The organism is Alicyclobacillus sp. SP_1 (assembly GCF_024706985.1).
In the GTDB taxonomy this organism is placed as follows: Bacteria; Bacillota; Bacilli; order Alicyclobacillales; family Alicyclobacillaceae; genus Alicyclobacillus_I.
The window spans coordinates 22,300-40,968 of sequence record NZ_JAMCCX010000009.1; the positions used below are offsets into that span (position 1 = coordinate 22,300).

General features: G+C 52.1%; 19 protein-coding genes. 16 read left to right on the top strand and 3 right to left on the bottom strand.

The window, feature by feature from the left end:
• Positions 1 to 27: 27 nt before the first annotated feature.
• Complete coding sequence (locus tag M4I36_RS01185) at positions 28 to 453, bottom strand: ATP-binding cassette domain-containing protein (RefSeq protein WP_258109797.1); 426 nt, start codon at positions 451 to 453, stop codon at positions 28 to 30.
• 157 nt (positions 454 to 610) lie between these two features.
• Between M4I36_RS01185 and M4I36_RS01190 the strand changes: the two genes are divergently transcribed.
• Together M4I36_RS01190 and M4I36_RS01195 are read left to right on the top strand one after the other, a co-directional pair.
• Positions 611 to 1,126: a ribonuclease FAU-1 family protein gene (locus M4I36_RS01190; RefSeq protein ID WP_258109798.1), complete on the top strand. Its 516-nt coding sequence runs from the start codon at positions 611 to 613 to the stop codon at positions 1,124 to 1,126.
• Positions 1,127 to 1,269: 143 nt separating this feature from the next.
• On the top strand, positions 1,270 to 1,827 hold the full coding sequence (locus M4I36_RS01195; RefSeq protein WP_258109799.1) for a cysteine hydrolase family protein: 558 nt from the start codon (positions 1,270 to 1,272) through the stop codon (positions 1,825 to 1,827).
• Between the two features lie 89 nt (positions 1,828 to 1,916).
• On the opposite strand, the gene M4I36_RS01200 is transcribed toward M4I36_RS01195, so the two are convergent.
• Positions 1,917 to 2,135 carry a hypothetical protein gene (locus tag M4I36_RS01200; protein WP_258109800.1) on the bottom strand — a complete coding sequence of 73 codons (219 nt, stop codon included), beginning with the start codon at positions 2,133 to 2,135 and terminating at the stop codon, positions 1,917 to 1,919.
• A 76-nt stretch (positions 2,136 to 2,211) separates the two neighbouring features.
• On the opposite strand from M4I36_RS01200, the gene mutY reads away from it, so the two are divergent.
• The 8 genes from mutY (at position 2,212) to ytvI (ending at position 10,095) form a co-directional block, all read left to right on the top strand.
• The gene (mutY, locus tag M4I36_RS01205; protein WP_258109801.1) at positions 2,212 to 3,312 is read left to right on the top strand and encodes an A/G-specific adenine glycosylase; all 1,101 of its coding nucleotides are present in this window, start codon (positions 2,212 to 2,214) and stop codon (positions 3,310 to 3,312) included.
• Positions 3,313 to 3,344: 32 nt separating this feature from the next.
• Positions 3,345 to 3,956, top strand: coding sequence for a Bax inhibitor-1/YccA family protein (locus tag M4I36_RS01210; protein WP_258109802.1), 612 nt, complete (start codon positions 3,345 to 3,347; stop codon positions 3,954 to 3,956).
• A 178-nt stretch (positions 3,957 to 4,134) separates the two neighbouring features.
• Complete coding sequence (gene leuS, locus M4I36_RS01215) at positions 4,135 to 6,552, top strand: leucine--tRNA ligase (RefSeq protein WP_258109803.1); 2,418 nt, start codon at positions 4,135 to 4,137, stop codon at positions 6,550 to 6,552.
• 21 nt (positions 6,553 to 6,573) lie between these two features.
• The gene (locus M4I36_RS01220; RefSeq protein ID WP_258109805.1) at positions 6,574 to 7,263 is read left to right on the top strand and encodes a FadR/GntR family transcriptional regulator; all 690 of its coding nucleotides are present in this window, start codon (positions 6,574 to 6,576) and stop codon (positions 7,261 to 7,263) included.
• Between the two features lie 136 nt (positions 7,264 to 7,399).
• The gene (locus M4I36_RS01225) at positions 7,400 to 7,822 is read left to right on the top strand and encodes a hypothetical protein (protein WP_258109806.1); all 423 of its coding nucleotides are present in this window, start codon (positions 7,400 to 7,402) and stop codon (positions 7,820 to 7,822) included.
• 200 nt (positions 7,823 to 8,022) lie between these two features.
• Positions 8,023 to 8,748: a purine-nucleoside phosphorylase gene (gene deoD / locus M4I36_RS01230; RefSeq protein WP_258109807.1), complete on the top strand. Its 726-nt coding sequence runs from the start codon at positions 8,023 to 8,025 to the stop codon at positions 8,746 to 8,748.
• Positions 8,749 to 8,763: 15 nt separating this feature from the next.
• Positions 8,764 to 8,952, top strand: a complete 189-nt coding sequence (locus M4I36_RS01235) for a hypothetical protein (protein WP_258109808.1) — start codon at positions 8,764 to 8,766, stop codon at positions 8,950 to 8,952.
• Positions 8,953 to 8,982: 30 nt separating this feature from the next.
• Positions 8,983 to 10,095 (top strand): sporulation integral membrane protein YtvI, encoded by a 1,113-nt coding sequence (ytvI, locus tag M4I36_RS01240; protein ID WP_258109809.1) that lies wholly within the window; start codon positions 8,983 to 8,985, stop codon positions 10,093 to 10,095.
• Between the two features lie 93 nt (positions 10,096 to 10,188).
• Here ytvI and M4I36_RS01245 read toward each other — a convergent pair whose 3' ends face one another.
• Entirely contained in the window at positions 10,189 to 10,794 is a 606-nt protein-coding gene (locus M4I36_RS01245; protein ID WP_258109810.1) for an RsfA family transcriptional regulator, read from the bottom strand.
• 168 nt (positions 10,795 to 10,962) lie between these two features.
• Between M4I36_RS01245 and M4I36_RS01250 the strand changes: the two genes are divergently transcribed.
• The 6 genes from M4I36_RS01250 (at position 10,963) to M4I36_RS01275 (ending at position 18,593) form a co-directional block, all read left to right on the top strand.
• A complete protein-coding gene (locus M4I36_RS01250) occupies positions 10,963 to 13,281 on the top strand; it encodes a DEAD/DEAH box helicase (RefSeq protein ID WP_258109812.1) in 2,319 nt (772 codons plus the stop codon).
• Complete coding sequence (locus tag M4I36_RS01255; protein ID WP_258109813.1) at positions 13,278 to 14,687, top strand: ribonuclease H-like domain-containing protein; 1,410 nt, start codon at positions 13,278 to 13,280, stop codon at positions 14,685 to 14,687. Before M4I36_RS01250 ends, M4I36_RS01255 begins: the two co-directional genes overlap by 4 nt.
• On the top strand, positions 14,680 to 15,345 hold the full coding sequence (locus M4I36_RS01260; RefSeq protein ID WP_258109814.1) for a DUF1054 domain-containing protein: 666 nt from the start codon (positions 14,680 to 14,682) through the stop codon (positions 15,343 to 15,345). Before M4I36_RS01255 ends, M4I36_RS01260 begins: the two co-directional genes overlap by 8 nt.
• A gap of 264 nt (positions 15,346 to 15,609) precedes the next feature.
• On the top strand, positions 15,610 to 17,070 hold the full coding sequence (locus M4I36_RS01265; protein ID WP_258109815.1) for a bifunctional metallophosphatase/5'-nucleotidase: 1,461 nt from the start codon (positions 15,610 to 15,612) through the stop codon (positions 17,068 to 17,070).
• 54 nt (positions 17,071 to 17,124) lie between these two features.
• Positions 17,125 to 17,856 carry an endonuclease III gene (gene nth, locus M4I36_RS01270; RefSeq protein ID WP_258109816.1) on the top strand — a complete coding sequence of 244 codons (732 nt, stop codon included), beginning with the start codon at positions 17,125 to 17,127 and terminating at the stop codon, positions 17,854 to 17,856.
• A gap of 137 nt (positions 17,857 to 17,993) precedes the next feature.
• The gene (locus M4I36_RS01275; RefSeq protein ID WP_258109817.1) at positions 17,994 to 18,593 is read left to right on the top strand and encodes a YpmS family protein; all 600 of its coding nucleotides are present in this window, start codon (positions 17,994 to 17,996) and stop codon (positions 18,591 to 18,593) included.
• Positions 18,594 to 18,669: the final 76 nt, after the last annotated feature.

Below are 18,669 nucleotides of genomic sequence, written 5' to 3' on the forward strand. Positions count from 1 at the left end.
ACCTTCTGCCGGTTCATTGGTCTTCTACTAGAGCCATCCTTGTTCCTTGGCGACGAGGGTGGCTTCGTGTCTTGAACTGGAGTTGAGCTTGCCGAGGATGTCTGACAGATAATTGCGCACAGTTCCTTCGCTGAGGCACAGTTGCTGGGCAATCGCGCGCGTTCTTCCGCTGGTCGGGCTGTGGCCGAGTACGGACACTTTTCCTGTGCTCGGACGCATCAGCCCAAGCAGCATGGACAAACTCGTGGATTTTCCGGCGCCGTTGTGACCGAGTAAAGCAACAATCGAACCTTGTTTTATGTCGAACGAAACCTGTTGCACGGCAAACGTATTCGAAAAGTGTTTGCTCACGTTGTCAAATTGAATGGCGAGCGTTATGGCCGTTTGAGCCTCCTTGAACAGAATGAACGACACGTTCATCCTAGCAAACGCAAAGAGGCGGTAGAAGTTCAAAATATAACAACTTTAGGGTGACATTTGTCATGGACTTCGCCAAGGTCGGACGTGGCAGTAGATCTAGGGTCTGCCTTTTTCATTTTCTTGTTCGCATTGAAAAGTCATGGTACTCTAGAACGAAGAGGCTTTTTCAGAGGGAGGAGCAATTGACGCAATGGCGTTACGCCCGGGCCGCGTCCAACAAATTTTTAAGCGCGAAGAGCGTGGAATTGACCGAAATAATGAGCCCTTTACCGTCGAAAAACTGTTTCGAAGACCCGGATTGGTCGCGGTACAGAGGACAGCCTTTGAAACAGGATACACAAGTCATCTGAGAGAGATATATCCGCAATGGGGTATTGCAGTAAGCACATGTCTCGATGAGGCTTTGCCAGTCAAGCACCCACGCTTGCGATTTGACCATTATGTGGATTTGGTCAAGGTGTGGGAAGATCAAGACTGTATCTATGTGGAGGATATGTACGTCGATGTGCTCATTTACGAAAGGTCGTATTATCACGTCATTGACCTTGAGGAATTCGGAGAGGCTGTTTATACTCGGCAGATGTCGTCGGCAGAAGCCAAACGCGTGTTGGAAAACACGCAAAAGTTTGTCGACTCAATGAAGCGAAGTCGGTTGTCTTATCATATATGGAAACACAAATACGGTGTCAATCGGCGCATTCCATAAGGGCGCCGTCAAGATGCCCCTTCTTAGAAGTTCTGCAGCGGGGACTACCGATGAACAAACGCTGAATCAAAGAATATGGTTTTTCCTGCTCTGGAATCAGTACTTCTACTCTGTGTCACGATAGAGTGTGGGAGGATGGACACATGCGTGCACTGCTGATGATCGACTTGTCGAATGACTTCATACGACTAGACGGGGCGCTTTCCTGCGGCGAGTCGGGTCTAGCCATCATACCTTACTGCAAAAATTTAGTTCATTCGTTTGTCGTGTCGGGTGACCTCGTTGTCGATACCCGAGACAGTCACTCACAAGACGACTGGGAGATTGACTCTGGGCTGTTTCCTCCGCACAATTTGGAAGGCACGGATGGTCAACAGCTGATTCCGGAATTGGCCGACCTGAGGCCGATGGACGGGAATGGCCAGTGGGTGTACGTGCCAAAGAAGCACTACAACGCGACGTATGCGACTCTTCTGACAGAATTGCTGGAACGACATAAAATCACAGAAGTGCACCTTGTGGGGGTGTGTACGGATATTTGTGTTCGGTATACGCTAGCTGGTCTTTACGATTGGAGAGCTGCTCGTCGTTATGCAGTGGATTTTTTCGTTCATCGCCATGGAGTAGCGTCCTTCAATGCGGTTGGACACGAGGAGAGTCTTCAGCACTTCCCTGCTACGTTTGGTGCAAAGGTGATATAGCTCACACTCTTCTTCGAGGGATAGGGAGGGAAGCGACGAATCGTCTGCCGCTTCCATTCCGCGTCCATAGAGGGTTATTTCGATTGGGGTTATTCTTGAATTTCGCTCAGTACTTCTTGCGCCAGTTGTGCGGCACCAGAACTAGAAGTCGTTCGCGACATCGGCTGGGATTTGCGGAGTGCTTCCCAAGCCGCTATTCCGACACTCGCACCAATAACAAGGGCGGTCATCGTGCCAATTCCGCTTCGTCGCCGAGGCATGAAACGTCCTCGCATCGAGTTCGCCACCCCGTTCATCATCTCCCACATGGCCAGCACCTCCCTGCGTGTAGTGTAACCAACGGATAAAAATGTACGCATAGGTCGCTCAGAAAAGGAGTCAACTATGGAGCATCCAGTTCATAAGCTGTTAGAGTGGTACCAGAGAAACCGTCGTGATTTGCCGTGGCGCCGAACAAAAGATGCTTACGCAATCTTAGTTTCAGAGACCATGCTTCAACAAACTCAGGTGGACACGGTTATTCCTTATTTCCGCCGATTCATGACGGAATATCCGACTGTTGGCGCTTTAGCCAGAGCGGACCAAGAGGCAGTGGTGAAACACTGGCAAGGTCTCGGGTATTACTCACGAGCCCGCCGTCTGCATTCAGCCGCACAGATGGTGGTGGATGAATTTGATGGACGAGTCCCAAGTAGTCTGGAACAAATTCGACAATTGCCCGGCGTTGGAGCCTATACAGCTGGTGCAGTACTGAGTATCGCCTATGACCTTCCGACTCCAGCTATTGACGGGAATGTTTTGCGAGTCATGGCAAGGTATCTCGGTGTGCGGGAACCAGTGCGTCAAGCGAGCGTCCTCTGTCTCATCGAAGACACAATGCAATCTTGGATTCAGTTGGTTTCACCAGGAGAGTTCACGCAAGCAGTGATGGAGTTAGGGGCACTTGTCTGTACACCACGAAATGCGGCTTGTCTCGTCTGTCCACTCGTTGATAGCTGTTATGCCCATGACCTTGGAGAAGTGGACGTAATTCCCGCCAAGACGGAGAAAAAGGCCCGCCGAAAGGCGAACGTCGGCGCGCTCTGGATTGAGAAAAACGGGTCTATTTTAGTGGAGCGGCGCAAACCATCCGGATTGCTCGCGGGGATGTGGCAATTGCCTGCAGTGGAGTACAATGGGAGCGAAGACGTGACTTCTCACTTGCATCCACTGCTTGAGGAGTTATACACTGAAGGTGGCCAACCATCCGTAGAGGAGTCGACCGCCCCCTACTTGGTGCCGATGGCAACTGAGCGTCATCTGTTTTCCCATGTGGAGTGGTCTGTGACGGTCTATCGACCAGTCGGATTGACGTTAGACTTGGGCGTTGCTCAAGCTAGCACCGACCGCATGTGGTGTTCATTGGCTGACTTAGAAAAATTGGCTTGGCCACGTGTGTATGAAAAACTTTTGGAAAGACTGATTGGCGAAAGGGTGAAAATCTGATGCAAGCATACTCTATGTCGCGTGGCAACATCATGAGCAAAGTGTTTCTTGGTTTGTTTGTCTCGTTAATCTTTGCTGCTATTGGCAACTATGTGGGGCAATTTTTGCCGCCAGCAGTGGATGAACTCGCTATCTTTGTAGAGTTGATTATGATTATTGCGGCTATGTTCATGTCGCGCCGGCGCGCTATTGGATATCCGTTTGTGTTTAGCTTCACGTTCATTTCTGGGCTCAGCATCTATCCGTACATCGCTGCGTACACCTATGAATACGGTAGCGGCATCGTATTCAAAGCGCTGGCCGTGACGGCAGTTTCGTTTTTGGTGGCGAGCATTGTGGCCTCCCGCAGTTCGATGGACTTTTCGTTTCTGCGCGGGTTTTTGTTCATAGGAATCATCGCGCTGATTCTCATGGGCATTGTGTCCTTGTTCGTGGGGTTCAGCTCGACCACAGAATTGATTTACTCGTTCCTCGGCATAGCGATTTTTATCGGATACGTTCTTTTCGATGTCAATCGCATCGCTCGTAGGGGTGTGGCAGAGCAGCATATTCCGTGGGTCGTATTGTCTCTTTATCTGGACATCATCAACCTGTTCTTGTTCATTCTCCAGTTCTTTGGAGCTAGCTCTTCCTCTCGGCGCTAATCACAGGGAAGAATCATGGTGACGGTGATGTCTCCCGGTTACAACCGAGTTTTACCGATGTGAATGACATTTGGATTGGTGCACTGCGAGCGTGGTATGGAGAGTTGCGCCTCTCGTCCTCTCGAAAGGATGGGAGGCCTTTCTGTATCGATTCATAGAAATGGCGAGGTGTAAAGACGTGGATTATCAACCAAAGCAAATTGAAAGCAAGTGGAAGAAATATTGGGCAGATCGACAGAGCCATTTGGTACCAGACGACGGCAACAAGCCGAAGTATTACTGTCTCGATATGTTCCCTTATCCTTCAGGAAACGGACTTCATGTGGGGCACTGGAGAGGATATACCATCTCCGATGTGTGGAGTCGATACAAGAAACTGCAAGGGTTTGAAGTACTCCATCCAATGGGCTGGGATGCCTTTGGCCTGCCTGCAGAAAATTATGCGATTGCTAACGGCATCCATCCGGCCGTTTCAACCGCGGAGAACATCCGCAATTTCAAACGCCAGTTAGAACAAATTGGTGCAACTTACGATTGGTCTCGTGAAGTGAATACGAGTTCTCCCGAGTTTTACCGTTGGACTCAGTTTTTCTTTGTGAAAATGGTGGAACGAGGACTGGCTTACCGAAAAAAGATGCCCATCAATTGGTGTCCGAGCTGTAAGACCGGGTTGGCCAATGAAGAAGTGGTCGATGGTCGCTGCGACCGCTGTGGTGCGGAAGTCACGAAGCGTGACATGAATCAGTGGATGTTGAAGATTACGGCTTACGCAGACCGATTGGTGGACGATCTCGATGGACTTTCGTGGCCAGACCACGTCAAGCGCATGCAACGGGCTTGGATTGGCCGGAGCACGGGGGCGAGCATCCGGTTTGCCGTCGACCAGCATGACGAAGCGGCAATCGAAGTATTTACCACGCGTCCCGACACGATTTACGGCGCGACATACATGGTGCTCGCTCCCGAGCATCCGTTGGTCGAGAAAATTACGACGCCTGAAAACCGGGAAGATGTGAACCGGTATGTTGACGAGTCGCTGAAAAAGTCCACGATTTCAAGACAGATTGTCGACAAAACGAAAACGGGCACGTTTACGGGAGCTTATGCCATTCATCCACTGAGCGGAGCGAAAATTCCTATTTGGATTGCGGATTATGTCCTCATGGACTATGGGACTGGGGCCATTATGGCAGTGCCCGCTCATGATGAGCGCGACTTCGAATTTGCGAAAGCTTTTCAATTGCCGATTCAGACAGTGGTGGTCCCAGACCAAGCGTCATCGGTCGAGAATGGTGTGCTTTTTGTAGGAGATGGAGTCTTGGTGCAATCGGGATCGCTCAATGGATTGTCCGTTGAGGAAGCCAAACGGGCGGCGATTACGCTTCTTGAAACGGCGGGTTGTGGGCATGAGACGAAGTCTTATCGACTGCGCGACTGGGTATTCGCAAGGCAGCGCTACTGGGGCGAGCCCATACCAGTCGTCCACTGTCCAATCTGCGGGGTGGTACCGGTTCCCGAGAGCGACTTACCTGTTCTGTTGCCGGAGGTCGAGCGTTATGAGCCGACGGGTACAGGCGAGTCTCCCCTCGCGGCTATTCCCGAATTTGTTCACACCACTTGTCCCAAATGTGGCGGACAAGCCCGGCGAGAGACTGACACTATGCCGCAGTGGGCAGGTTCCAGTTGGTATTTTCTCCGCTATGTCGATCCGCTGAACACAAGCGCTCCCTTTTCTAAAGAGAAGGCAGATGCGTGGCTTCCGGTCGATATGTACATTGGCGGTGTGGAGCATGCGGTGTTACACCTACTCTATGCACGTTTCTTTACGAAGGTCATCTACGATCTCGGGATGATCGACTTCCAAGAACCGTTTCAACATCTCTTTACGCAAGGTATGATGACGCTCAACGGAGCGAAGATGAGCAAATCGAAAGGAAACGTGGTAAGCCCAGACGATATCATCTCGTCACACGGAGCGGACGCTTTGCGCATGTACGAGATGTTTGTCGGGCCGCCGGAAGATGATGCGGAATGGAACGAAAACGGGTTGGATGGGGTGTCTCGATTTTTGCAGCGCGTCTATCGGCTCATCTCGAACCATGCCACGCGGTCGGTTGCGTCTCGGCCATCTCTCGAGAAGCTGCGTCATCGGTTCATTGCTACGCTGTCTGAACGGATGGAAGGCTTTCGTTTGAATACAGCCGTCAGTGCATTTATGGAATACGTCAATGCACTCCAAAACGAAAGTGGGAACGGACTGGACAGGGCGACCATGGAGACACTCGCGGTGACGATTGCACCGTTTGCCCCACACCTCGGTGAGGAACTGTGGCATCAACTTGGTCACGACACATCTGTCTTTGAAGCTACCTGGCCTGGGTATGAAACATCTTGGTTACAAGATGAAGAAGTGGAAATTGCCGTTCAGGTGAATGGCCGAGTGCGTTCTCGGCTGACTATTCCCGTTGATGAATCGGCCGCGCGTGTGATTGCTTCGGCAAAGGAACTCCCCGATTTGACCGAGTGGCTCGCGAGTGGGACGATCGTCAAAGAAGTGTATGTGCCCAATCGGTTGGTGAATTTTGTTCTACGCTGAGGCTTGAAGGAGGGCCGCTGAGTGGGGACCGTGAAGCTCTACATTCGCATTGCGGAGGGCATCCGTCAGCAGATAGAAGCCGGTCAGTTCGGACCGGGGGACAAGCTGCCGCCGCTGGCCGTATTGGCGAAAGAGTTTGATTGCAGTCGCGCCACCGTGCGCGAGGCACTCAGCACGCTTCGAGGGCAAGGGTTGGTGGAGTTTCGTCATGGTGCTGGGACGTATGTCCGAACAGCCGCCGTTGAGATGTGGATGGAGCCACTCGAGGCGGCGTGGCTGCTCGGCGTAGGGCAAGTGGAAGAATTGTTGGACACACAGATTGCAATTCTTGCGGGTATTTCAGGCATTGCGGCACAAAGGCGCGCTCACTCGGACTATTCGCAGTTGTCTCAGGCACTGTTTGAGTTAGAATGTGCGGCGGGCAGTCGCGATAGTCTGTTGAATGCAGAGTTGCACTTTTTTGAGGTGTTGGCGCTCGTTGCAGGAAATTCGATTCTCGAAAATGCTTTTCGAGTTCTGCAGGAGTCATTTCGCTCGGTACTGCGGCTCTTAGACAGTCGCTCCACGGACGCACTGCGGACCTGTAGAGCACTCTACGACGCTGTCCAGATGGAGCGTGTGCAAGAAGCGCGGGACATTGTGTTTCGGTATGGTGAGACAGTCCTTCGACAAGTCCAAAAAATGCGGAAAAACGGCAGTAGAGGCGAGTGATCCGGGGGCACCGGAACCCCGTGGGAATACTGCCGCATGCTTTTTGATGAACGGACTCAAAGCTCTTTCGAAATTCAAGAAAGTGTTGTATACTGGTCATGTAAACGCTTCCACGGAATTTTGGGGAGTGACGAGAATGTCGAAGATGTTGATTGTGAGTACGAGTTATGACGGAAAGGAGTACTTCCAGAGAGCCCGGTCCATCGGATTAGAAGTTTACGCGTTGGACTGCTTTGAAGGGCACCATCGTCAATTGAAAGACTGGTATGGCTCGGCGATGCTAGAAGTTGCCGGACGCCGTGCGGATGTTGTGAAGTTGCTCACCCCGCATCAGTTTGACGTGGCCGTTATTCATGAGGACGACGATTACGTTCGCAGTGCTTTAATTGCGCAGTCCTTGCGAGATTGCGGCATCCCCTTGGTGCTCGTGGTCACCTCAGATGCATCGAGAGTTCGTATCTATCGCCGCACCGGAGCGCATCGTGTGATTGTTGCCAATTCGGCATCCGAAGCCTGGAATTGCTTTGAGCAATGGCTGGTTGCGAACCAACCCGCGTAGGTTGCCGTGGACGCACAGTTCCGTTGATGACGTAAGAGAATTTCCACTCAACACTTTCCATTCTTATCGAATGGTTTTGTCCACTCACATCGCGAGTGGACTTTTCACGTTGCATCTACGAATTTCACCGGCATTTCTTGCGAACACGGGCGAACATGAGATAATGAGTTTGAATCTGCTTTCTTGAAAGGAGTCTCTGTATGAGTATTCACATCGCGGCCAAAGCGGGGGATATTGCCGATTCAGTCCTTCTACCGGGCGACCCACTGCGGGCTCGTTTCATCGCCGAGAATTTTCTCGAAGATGTTCATTTGTACAGCGAGGTTCGCGGCATGTATGGGTATACGGGAGTCTACAAAGGTCAGAAAGTATCCGTGCAAGGGACAGGAATGGGTATACCAAGCATTTCTATTTATGCAGAGGAACTGATGCGCGAGTACGGCGTAGAGCGACTGATTCGTGTTGGAACGGCTGGTGCACTGCCGGAGCGAGTCAAGGTGCGGGACTTGGTTTTGGCGATGAGTGCTTCGACCGATTCTGCGACCAATGTCCTGCGGTTTGGTTCCGTTCATTACGCGCCCACCGCCGATTATCACTTGTTGGAGCAAGCGGTCGCGGCCGGCGTTCGCATCGGTGCTACACTCCATGTAGGGAGCGTCTTGACGTCAGACACGTTTTATCATGAAGACGAATCCATCTATGAAAAAATGTCCAAATACGGTGTGCTGGCTGTCGAGATGGAGACCGCAGCACTATTTACATTAGCTGCCAAGTACGGTCGGCGGGCACTCGCTGTATTGACCATCAGTGACCACATTGTTACCGGAGAATCGACCACTGCAGCAGAACGACAGAATTCCTTTCAACAGATGATGAAGGTTGCGCTAGAAGCGCTATGGTATGATAACGCTGCTCATGTGGAATAACGGGAGGAGATAGAAATGTCAGTCAAGCAGAAATTGGGGTTTTTGGCGTTGGCCATTATTTGCATGATTGGCTTAGCATCTGCGAGCTTATTTATGGCAAATGGATATGGCTGGTATGCTACGCTTGATTTTGTTGTCTCGTTCATTTTGATTTTCATTGGTTTCTTAGTGCGCCGCAAAATATTCAAGAGATTGAACAGTTAATGAGCGACGGCTGGAGGAGAGTGTAGGATTTTGCTAAATCGTCAGCAAATGTTGCGCCGCTATTGGTTGCGCGTGGCAGAAGTCGCCGCTCTGCTGTTGTTTGTCGCGTTGGCCATTGTTGTTGTGGGTTTGCTGATGCGTTATATCCTACCTTTCATTCTCGGGTGGTTGGTGGCCGTACTTCTCGTTCCACTCGTGCGCTTGCTCGAACGCTGGAATGTTCCGAGATTGCTCGCCACGCTCATTGTTTTGTTGCTTCTCGTTCTCTTCGTCATCGTGTTATTTGTCGGTGTGATTGTTGGAGTCGCCCGGGAAGCGCCCATGCTGACGCTTAATTCGGAACATTTTCTGGCGCGTGGGAGTCTGTGGATACAAGAAGAAATCGAAGCGGGTCGCGTATTCTATGGAGAACTGCCACCTCAAGTAGCGACCCAAATTCAAAGGACGTTTGTGCACGTCTTAGCATTAATGGAACTTTGGTTTCAACATTTCGCCAGTGGTCTGTTACGGTCGGTGACACACTTGCCCGAGACGCTCTTTCTCGCGGTGATTACCGTTATCACGGCTTTCTTCTTACTCATTCATCGCGAGCGTATGTTGCGCCGATTTTATCGTATGCTCCCCCCGGGATGGTCTGATAAAGTGGCCAGCGTAGTTCACGACGTGTATCGTGCGTTTGGTGGAACTATCCGTGTCCAACTGGTCCTCATGTTGTTGTCAGCGGGACTCGGGATGTTGGGTATGTGGGTGCTGCACTTTCGGTATGCGGTGATTCTCGGATTATTATTTGGTCTTTTTGGTGTGGTTCCAATGCTCGGTTCGGCGCTCATGACTGTGCCTTGGGCGATTGGGGCTTTAGTAGTGGGCGATCTATCGGTAGCGTTGAAAGTGATTGGGTTGCAGGTGGTTATCTCTATCTTGCGCCACTTGATTGAACCAAAATTCCTGGCAGACAATGTTGGACTGGATACTTTATCTACGCTGTTTGCCCTTTATGTAGGTCTACAAAGTATCGGATTTTTAGGGCTGTTTGTCGGTCCAATAGTCCTTATCGGCATTCGCAGCCTGTTTGCCACACATTTGTTTGAAGATTTTTTCCCTGGAACGGAGGAAGAAACACGTTCCCCTGCAACAGAAGAATGACCAAAGTAGCTGGAACATCCATTTTGGGAAGCTCCAGCCGCGTCCATGTTGCGTATGAATCGTTTAACAAGATGGGCATGTTCACGAGCGACTTCAGGCTTCGCGGCTCTGTTTTAATGCCTGTTCGCCGAGTAGCTTTCGAGCGCGCTCCATAATAGCGAAGAGTGTCTTTGAATCCTCTTCTAGTTGTTGTGGATTGACCTCCACTCCAGTACTAGATTCAGGAAAATGACGGGCCGAGATTCGTTCTTCTAAAAGATGAATCCGCTCAGTCAGAGCTTGATTGTCTTCCTCTAGATGCTGCGTCTTGTTCTGCAGTCGATGAAATTCTTCGTCGTAAGAATGCAGGAACGAAATGACGTCTTGAATGCTCATCAGATTGACAGCAGTGACCTCTGCGTGCGAGGCTGTCTCGTAACCCGTCGCATTCGGCGCTGGTTCGTTGACGGCGGATTTTTTACCAAGCTTGCGTTTCTGTTTTGCCTGTTCAATTTCTTCACGATAGTATTTTCGCACCACACCGTTCCAGCGATACCCACAGGCGGCCGACGTGCGCCCTAATTCATTGGCTGCTTCGTCAAACGCGGATAGCTGCGTGCTGCCAGACTGAATGTGGTAAAGAACTAAGGATGCGAGACGCTGGTCGTCTTCTGGCGTCCATGCGTCCGATCTCGATGCCCATTTTTCTACCGACTGCAAGGCAATTCCTCCCTTGGAGATGTACTATACTTTATTTCCATGTCGTGCAAGATTCATACGGACTCCACACTTGACAGCTTCATTAGTATGCTATGTGACATATGGGAAATCGTGAACGTGAATTTGAAAAAATCGTAGAAATCACCGCTGGAATGAGGGAGACGGGACATGGAACTGGCCATGCTTTTAGAAGAGTGGCGGCGAACCGATTCATTCATAGAGCAGGTTGCATCGTGGCAAATTCGCGCGGCGCGATTGGCGGCGTTCCGACCAACGCCGGGGTTTTTGCACGAGGCACTGGTTGCAGCCGTCCGCAAGCGGAATGTGGAGAACCTCTATACCCATCAGGTACAGGCATTGGAAGAGGTTCATGCTGGAAACCATATCATCCTGACCACGCCTACTGCGAGCGGTAAGACACTGTGTTACAATCTCCCAATCCTCGATACCATCTTAAAAGATATGTCCACGCGCGCGCTATATATTTTTCCAACGAAAGCATTGGCACAAGACCAAGTTGCGGAATGGTCCAGTTTGACGGCCGGACTGACCCATGATGGAATTCATGCGTTTACCTATGATGGTGACACGCCGATGCATGTTCGGCAACGCATTCGCGAAGCAGGACATGTGGTGGTGACCAATCCAGATATGCTTCACAGCGCAATTTTACCTCATCACACGAAGTGGCTCCGACTGTTTGAAAACTTACGTTTTATCGTCATCGACGAAGCTCATATGTATCGAGGTGTCTTTGGAAGTCACTTTGCCAATGTTCTTCGGCGACTGCTGCGAATCTGTGCTTTTTACGGAAGTCAGCCGCAATTTATTCTCTGCTCCGCGACCATTGCGAATCCGGAAGAACATGCTTTTCGCTTGACCGGTCAGAGTGTTACGTGGATAGGAGAGTCTGGAGCACCAGAGGGAGAGCGCCATACCATTCTGTACAATCCGCCGCTGTTGAACCGCGAGTTGGGAATTCGCAAATCTTCCATTCTGGAAGCGCGGCGCCTGGGAGCGAGGCTTCTTACGGAAAATATCACGACCCTTGCTTTTGTGAAAACACGGACGCAGGTTGAAATTCTTTCTGGTTACTGGAAGCGCGACGTGCCGGAACGATTGCGGACGAGAGTCATGGGATATCGAGGCGGTTATCTGCCGAGCGAACGTCGAACGATTGAACGAGGTTTGCGGGCGGGCGAAATTCGCGGCGTAGTGTCTACCAACGCATTGGAATTGGGGATGGATATTGGGTCTCTGGATGCGGTCTTGACTGTGGGTCATCCCGGTTCCATCGCGTCGGTGCGTCAACAGAGCGGCAGAGCTGGGCGCAGGCAAGGCCTATCTCTGTCTTTGTTCATTGCCAATGCTTCCGCTTTAGACCAATTTCTAGTGCTTCATCCGAATGCTTTATTGGAAGCGCCCCCTGAAGAGGCTCGACTCTCTGCCGATAACTTGCTCATCCTTATGGACCATGTCAAATGCGGTGCGTTCGAGCTCCCCTTTTCTGCGTCTGAGCAATTTGGGGACGAGTCAGTGGGAGAATTGCTGTCATACTTAGCGGATCATCGTGTGCTCCATCGACAGTCATCTGGTACCTATTTGTGGATGGCGGAGAGCATGCCGAGTCTGTCCGTCTCGCTGCGCAGCGCATCGACCGAGAATGTTGTGATTGTGGACACCTCGGCTCCCGAGCCGAAAGTGCTTGGCGAAACGGACCGCTTTAGTGCCTTGACGACACTTCACGAAGAAGCCATCTACCTACATCAGACAAAGTCTTTTCAAGTCGAGAGATTGGATTTGGAAAACGGCAAGGCATTTGTCCGGTCTGTGGAAGCAGACTATTTTACAGAAGCCGAATTGGCCGTGCGATTGCAGATGCTGCATCTGTTGGATGGAGCAGTGGAACACGGAAAAGTAAGCCACGCACTGGCAGAAGTCATGGTCAACGCAACGCCTACCATCTTCAAAAAACTGAAGCTGGAAACGCACGAGAATCTCGGGTGGGGGCGCGTTCACCTTCCGGAAGCGGAACTACATTCTATCGGGTATGCCGTGTCATGGCCCGAAACGGCAGCAGATTTGGCTAAAGATGAGTGGGAGACGGCACTCGCTATGCTCGGCTACTTACTGCGCCATACTGGCGCTGTTTATGCGATGTGCGCTGTCTCAGACTTGCATGCCGCCGTTCATGTGCGCGATGTGGTGTTTGAACAGCCGACCGTCTACTTGTACGATGCTTATCCAGGAGGCATTGGTTTGGCTGAGCGCCTTTACCGAGCACACGGGGAAGTATTTGCGGCTGCTTTTGAGGTTGTCACTGCGTGTCCTTGTGAGCAAGGCTGTCCGTCCTGTACGGGCCCCCGTCCGCGGGCTTTTGCCGGAGAAAATCCGAAAGACGCGGTCTGCTCGCTACTGAGAGCGCTCCTTCGAGACGCAGATGAGCCGAGAAGCGGCAGAGTTAGCGGGACGGGTGAGGGAAGGTGAGAAGGTCGCTGGCTGATAGGCTGGACCGCCTGCAAAACTCTCTGTGCACTCCGTCTGTGAAGACGGAAGCAAAGAAGGAGGTGTCATGGGCTGACGGTCAATCGGCGGGAACTTCAGTCGAGCCTCCGCCACCGGATGCGCCGTGCGCACATCCATGGCAGCATGTTTTGAGGCAGATGGGATTTGCCCCTGTTGACCCGGTCAGCGAGTCGGTTTGGAAGCGCAGCGTTTCCTACGATGTCTTTTGTAACCATGGTCAGTACACGTTTCATCATCTCGCCGAAGCAGACGTCTCGGGTCTTCAACATCTTCTAGGCCATCCTGTGTCTCCGTGCGATTTGCGATTTTTTGACACGGAGACCATGGGACTCGGGTCCGGTGCGGGCAATATCGTGTTTTTGTATACGGTTGGTCAACTTCTGGATGATGAGGTGCGTTTTGAGCAATATTTTCTGGCCGATCCCGCTGCAGAACTTCTCTTCCTGCAGCATCTGGAGGGATGTTTTGGCGAGGCGGCGATTTGGGTGACGTTTAACGGGAAATCGTTCGATTTGCCGATGATAAAGAGTCGCCGGACGATGTATCGGTTGTCGCCCTTGCCAAGTAGGCCGCATTTAGACCTTCTGCATCCGCTGCGGCGAATTTTTAAATCGACGCTGCCGTCCGTTTCACTCAGTTTCTTGGAGGAAAAAGTGCTGCGGCTTGAGCGGGTGGACGATGTTTCTGGGCGCGAAGCGCCACTTCGATATCTAACATTCATGACGGACAAAGACGTGCAGGCGGTGACTCCCGTGTTGCAGCACAACCTAATGGATGTGGCGAGTCTCGTCGTACTGTGCGCGTATTTGGCGGACTTTACTTCTTCCCGTGCTGCTCTGCAGACCGCAAAAGAGTCGCTGGTCCTGGCACGTTGGTATGAAGCTTGGAAAAATGTTGAGGCTGCCGCAGAATGCTATCGAATGGCGCGTACGCTCGACGACCTCGACGGTTATGCCCTGTGGATGGAGAGCTTGTTTCATAAACGGCAAGGAAGATGGCTGCAGTCCGTCGAATTGTGGAAGGAACTAAGTCGCCTGCAACAGGAAAGCGTGGCTCCTCTGTTGGAACTTGCGAAGTGGGCGGAACATGTTGAAAGAGATTTGCCACTGGCGCTCTTCTATGCGAAGGAGGCGCATCAACGTGCACTGCAACAAGAGATGTCGTACTGCCGAGAGAGTTTCTTGCAACTTCCTTACCGGGTGTCAGCTCATGGAAGCAACATGGCTGCCGAAGTGAGTCCAGACTTTTTGCAAGAACCACAAAGTTCCAGCCCCGTCTTGCGTGCCATCGTCAAACGGATGCGGCGCATTGAGGGAAAAATATCCAAACAAGAGCAACGAGAAGAGGAGGACAAAGTGGATGGATGAGCGGGATCGCCAAGAGGAATTTACGGGGTTTATTGCAGAAGACTTTGATGTTTTTTCTGTGCCGGGACTAGACGCCCGCATGGATGTATTAAAGCGTGTTCTGCGACCGAAATTGCAGCAATTAGGCGAGTTGTATGCTCCCGTGCTGGAGGCGGAGTTGGGTCTCCCAATGTATGTTCATGTAGCCAAGCATGCTCGGCGCACCGTCAATCCACCGAAGGACAGTTGGGTCGCGTTTTCTGCGGACAAACGAGGCTACAAGCAGCATCCGCATTTCCAAATTGGAGTCTGGCCGACGCATGTCTTTGCCGTGTTTGGGCTCATCTATGAGTCGTCGCAGCGCGCGCTATACAGCCACAATTTGCAGACTCATGCGGCAGATGTGCTCGCAAGGTTGCCGGACGACTATGCGTGGATACCAAACCATATGGAGCCCGATTCGGTGGCTTCAGCGGAGTTAGACGAAGCAGGATTGACGGCGTTGGCAGAACAGCTCGTGGAGCGTCGTCAGGGTGACTTGTTGGTTGGGAAAATATTTACCAGAGAGGCTGTACTGGCAACCCCGGTGAGCGCCTTTATTGAGGACGTATCGTCCGTCTTTCGTACTTTATGTCCCCTCTACAAGATGGCTCAGACCGAGATTCCTGTGACTTTCTAGAGAATCTGCGAAACAGGGTCCTCGAAGACTGGTCGGCACAGGCGGTTCTAGTTTTGGGCGGTGAATCATGTTCGCATGCAGCCCGCAATATATTGTTTCGTGTTGCGTCCGGCACAAACGCTTTGCCGCACCGGAGGATGTGTCATGAGGACATCCAGAATGGCGTGACGGTGATGCCATGTTCAAGAAGTTGGTGGTTGGCTTCTTCTCCAAGTAAAATAGGAGGGGACAGCTGATGGCGGGCCGAGGTAATGAGGTGACGAGGTGAACATTCACTTTTTGCACATCAATGATGTGCATAGCTCCTTGGAAAACTATATGCGCCTGGGGCTCCGTCTGCGCCAACTGAGAGATAGACTGCGTCAGCAAGGGGAAGCCGTGTGGACGCTGGATGTAGGAGATTTGGTCGATCGCGCTCGACCCGAATCGGACATTACGCTGGGACGGATTAACGCTGCGCTGATGCAGTCACTACAGGTGGACGCCTGGGTTTTTGGGAACAATGAGGGGCTCAGTTTGCCGGTCGAGGTGTGGTCTACCTTGGGTTCAATCTCCGGTGCGGCGATTTTGGGGACGAATCTGCGACGGCAGAGTGGACTGGCACTGGAAGGCATGGTCGACACGCAGTGCTTCTTCCATGAAGGCGTGCGCATCGGTATGTTTGGGTTGACTCCTCCGTATGAATTGCCCTATCGACCACTCGGCGTGCGGCCCACTGAGCCGCGTGTCGTCGCGCGCGAGACGGTCGAGCGGCTCAGGGCGTGTGGCTGTGACCTCATCGTCTGTCTCTCTCATCTGGGTCTTCCGGAAGACCGAGAGCTGGCGCACGCGGTATCAGGAATTGATCTCATTCTGGGCGGACATACACATCATTGGCTAGAGTCTCCCGAATACGTAGGTTCAACGATGATCTGTCAGGCCGGATGGCGAGCAGGCGCATTCGGTCACGTGACGTTGCGCGTGGAAACCCATCCGTTTCGCATCACACATCGCGAAGCGCATCTCGAGCGAGTGGATGTGCACGGGCCGCTCGACCCAGCCATGTGGGCGACTTATCGCGAGTGGATGGCGGAGATTGAGTTGTCTCTGGCGAGGCCCGTGTTGAATCTTCAAACACGGCTCGTCACCGACTTTCAAACAGAAGAGAACTTTTCAAACTTGCTATCGGACGCATTATTGGATGCAAAGCCTGCACACATTGGGATGATGATGGCAGGGGCTTTGGTCGCCAGTATGTTGCCGGGACCTGTGGATATGCGGCAATTTCTCGCTGCCTGCTCCACACCGACAAAACCAGTGTCCATGGACTTGTCCGGATGGGAGATACGTGCGATCTTGGAGCGCGGGTTGGTGCCAGAGGTGCAGTTACACGTTGGGCGCGGATTTGGATTTCGAGGTGCTGTGGTGGGACGACTTGCGGTGTCAGGCGCGATGGTCGATGTGGATGAAAGCGGCACGCGAGTCATCGACGTATGGATGAACGGTGACCGCATGCTGGATGACTTCGTGTACCGTGTGACGGCTTGCGAGTATCTGTACTTGGCGCCCGTCTTTCCAGAGTTTAAAAATGGGCGAAATGTCGAATTTGGGCGATCGCTCGCTCGTGAAATTCTGATAGACTATGTACAGGATGAACAGAACGTGGAGCGAGCAAAGGACAAGAGATATCGGGTAGTGACAGACCGCTCGTTCGGCTCTGAAGAGAATGGGGATGAAGGTTTGTGAGTGTGAGTCGCGACATACATCAACATAACTCACGTGGCGTCAGGGGGGAAGTGTATGCGGCTACTCTCTCGTGCACAAACTAGAAGAATGTTGTTGAAGCTAGAAGAAGCGTATCCGGATGCGCAGTGCGCGTTGAATTTTACGACTCCGTTCGAATTGCTCATAGCCACTATGCTGTCCGCTCAGTGCACGGACGTACGCGTCAATCAGGTGACGGAGAGGCTGTTTCAAAAGTATCGCGAGCCCGAGGAGTTTGCGGAAGCAGACTTGGAACAACTTCAAGAAGAAATTCGAGAGGTGGGTTTGTTCCGAGCCAAAGCAGAAAATATTATCGCGGCATCTCAGATGATTTTGAAAGAATTCAGGGGTCTCGTGCCACGAACGCAAGATGAATTGGTTCGTCTTCCCGGCGTGGGCAGAAAGACGGCGAACGTGGTTGTCTCGAATGCGTTTGGCGTCCCGGCCTTGGCTGTGGACACACATGTACAGAGAGTTGCTAACCGCATCGGCATCGCCAACAGCATGAAGCCGGACATCACGGAGCGTCAGATTTGTCAGCGCGTGCCGCAAAAACTCTGGACTCAAACGCATCATTGGCTGATTCACCATGGTCGCCAAATCTGTTCGGCCCGAAGTCCGAAGTGTGATGTGTGCCCTGTTCAATCTTTCTGTCAATTCTATGCCAAATTGCAGCAAGACCCGAAATTGACGACGAAAGTCTTTGAATTGGATGAGCCTGTCAAAAAGGGTAAGCCCAAAAAGCGCGTGCGTGAAAATCTGCTGTAAATATCGCACCTCGCCGGTCTGGAGGCTAAGGTCTGGCCGCGCGCAAACGGCAACGTCGGCGATATGAAATGGCCATCCAATTAGGGCCGGCCTTCTAGAGTGATGGCATGGATCGGTATGTTGAAGGTGGGAAGCGTGTGTGGAAGAGAGCATTTGTCGTTCTTTTGACGCTCAATGTGTTGGTCGGCGTGTTGGCTTTGGCGTGGATTACGAGCTTTCCGACGGCCACTTCGCCGCAGGTATCCGCGTTTCCTCAGAACTTGTCCACCCATTCTAATGAAGCGGTGATGCAAGTTGCGATTGGCGATGAGGCGATTAATTCATTTCTCAACTATGACCTACCTCGGCAACACGACTTGAAGCGAGTTCTTGCCTCGGCCCGCGTGTCGTTTGCAGAAGACTGGAATTGCCGTCTGGACATCAAACTGCTGGACCGGCAGGTTCCGTTCGTGATGACCTTTTCACCGGCCGTCCATCGTGGAAACCTCGATTTGCACTTGCTGCGCTCCTCGATGGGTGGGGTGCCGCTCCCCGACTTCATGCTCTTCCTAGTATTTCGCCACCTGCCGTGGCCAGGCTGGATTATTCTTAACAGCAAGCAGCATACCCTCGATGTGAACTTTACCAATCGGCCACCCCGTCCTTACAGTATCCGCGTTTTATCGTACAGTGCCAAGACGAAGCAATTGACGCTTGCGGTAGGCATTGAACCTTCCGCGGTGCATACTCCGGCTTAAATGAGCGCACCGAACCGACACAGTATCGCATAATCGAGCGGGGAACGATGCAGGATAGGACTGCACAAGTCGGCAT

What these genes read in the sequence shown, in the direction of transcription:
- M4I36_RS01190 (WP_258109798.1), top strand. Translation starts at nt 611, where the DNA reads ATGGCGTTACGCCCGGGCCGCGTCCAACAAATTTTTAAGCGCGAAGAG.
- M4I36_RS01195 (WP_258109799.1), top strand. Translation starts at nt 1,270, where the DNA reads ATGCGTGCACTGCTGATGATCGACTTGTCGAATGACTTCATACGACTA.
- M4I36_RS01200 (WP_258109800.1), bottom strand. Translation starts at nt 2,135, where the DNA reads ATGTGGGAGATGATGAACGGGGTGGCGAACTCGATGCGAGGACGTTTC.
- mutY (WP_258109801.1), top strand. Translation starts at nt 2,212, where the DNA reads ATGGAGCATCCAGTTCATAAGCTGTTAGAGTGGTACCAGAGAAACCGT.
- M4I36_RS01210 (WP_258109802.1), top strand. Translation starts at nt 3,345, where the DNA reads ATGAGCAAAGTGTTTCTTGGTTTGTTTGTCTCGTTAATCTTTGCTGCT.
- M4I36_RS01225 (WP_258109806.1), top strand. Translation starts at nt 7,400, where the DNA reads ATGTCGAAGATGTTGATTGTGAGTACGAGTTATGACGGAAAGGAGTAC.
- deoD (WP_258109807.1), top strand. Translation starts at nt 8,023, where the DNA reads ATGAGTATTCACATCGCGGCCAAAGCGGGGGATATTGCCGATTCAGTC.
- M4I36_RS01235 (WP_258109808.1), top strand. Translation starts at nt 8,764, where the DNA reads ATGTCAGTCAAGCAGAAATTGGGGTTTTTGGCGTTGGCCATTATTTGC.
- M4I36_RS01250 (WP_258109812.1), top strand. Translation starts at nt 10,963, where the DNA reads ATGGAACTGGCCATGCTTTTAGAAGAGTGGCGGCGAACCGATTCATTC.
- M4I36_RS01260 (WP_258109814.1), top strand. Translation starts at nt 14,680, where the DNA reads ATGGATGAGCGGGATCGCCAAGAGGAATTTACGGGGTTTATTGCAGAA.
- nth (WP_258109816.1), top strand. Translation starts at nt 17,125, where the DNA reads ATGCGGCTACTCTCTCGTGCACAAACTAGAAGAATGTTGTTGAAGCTA.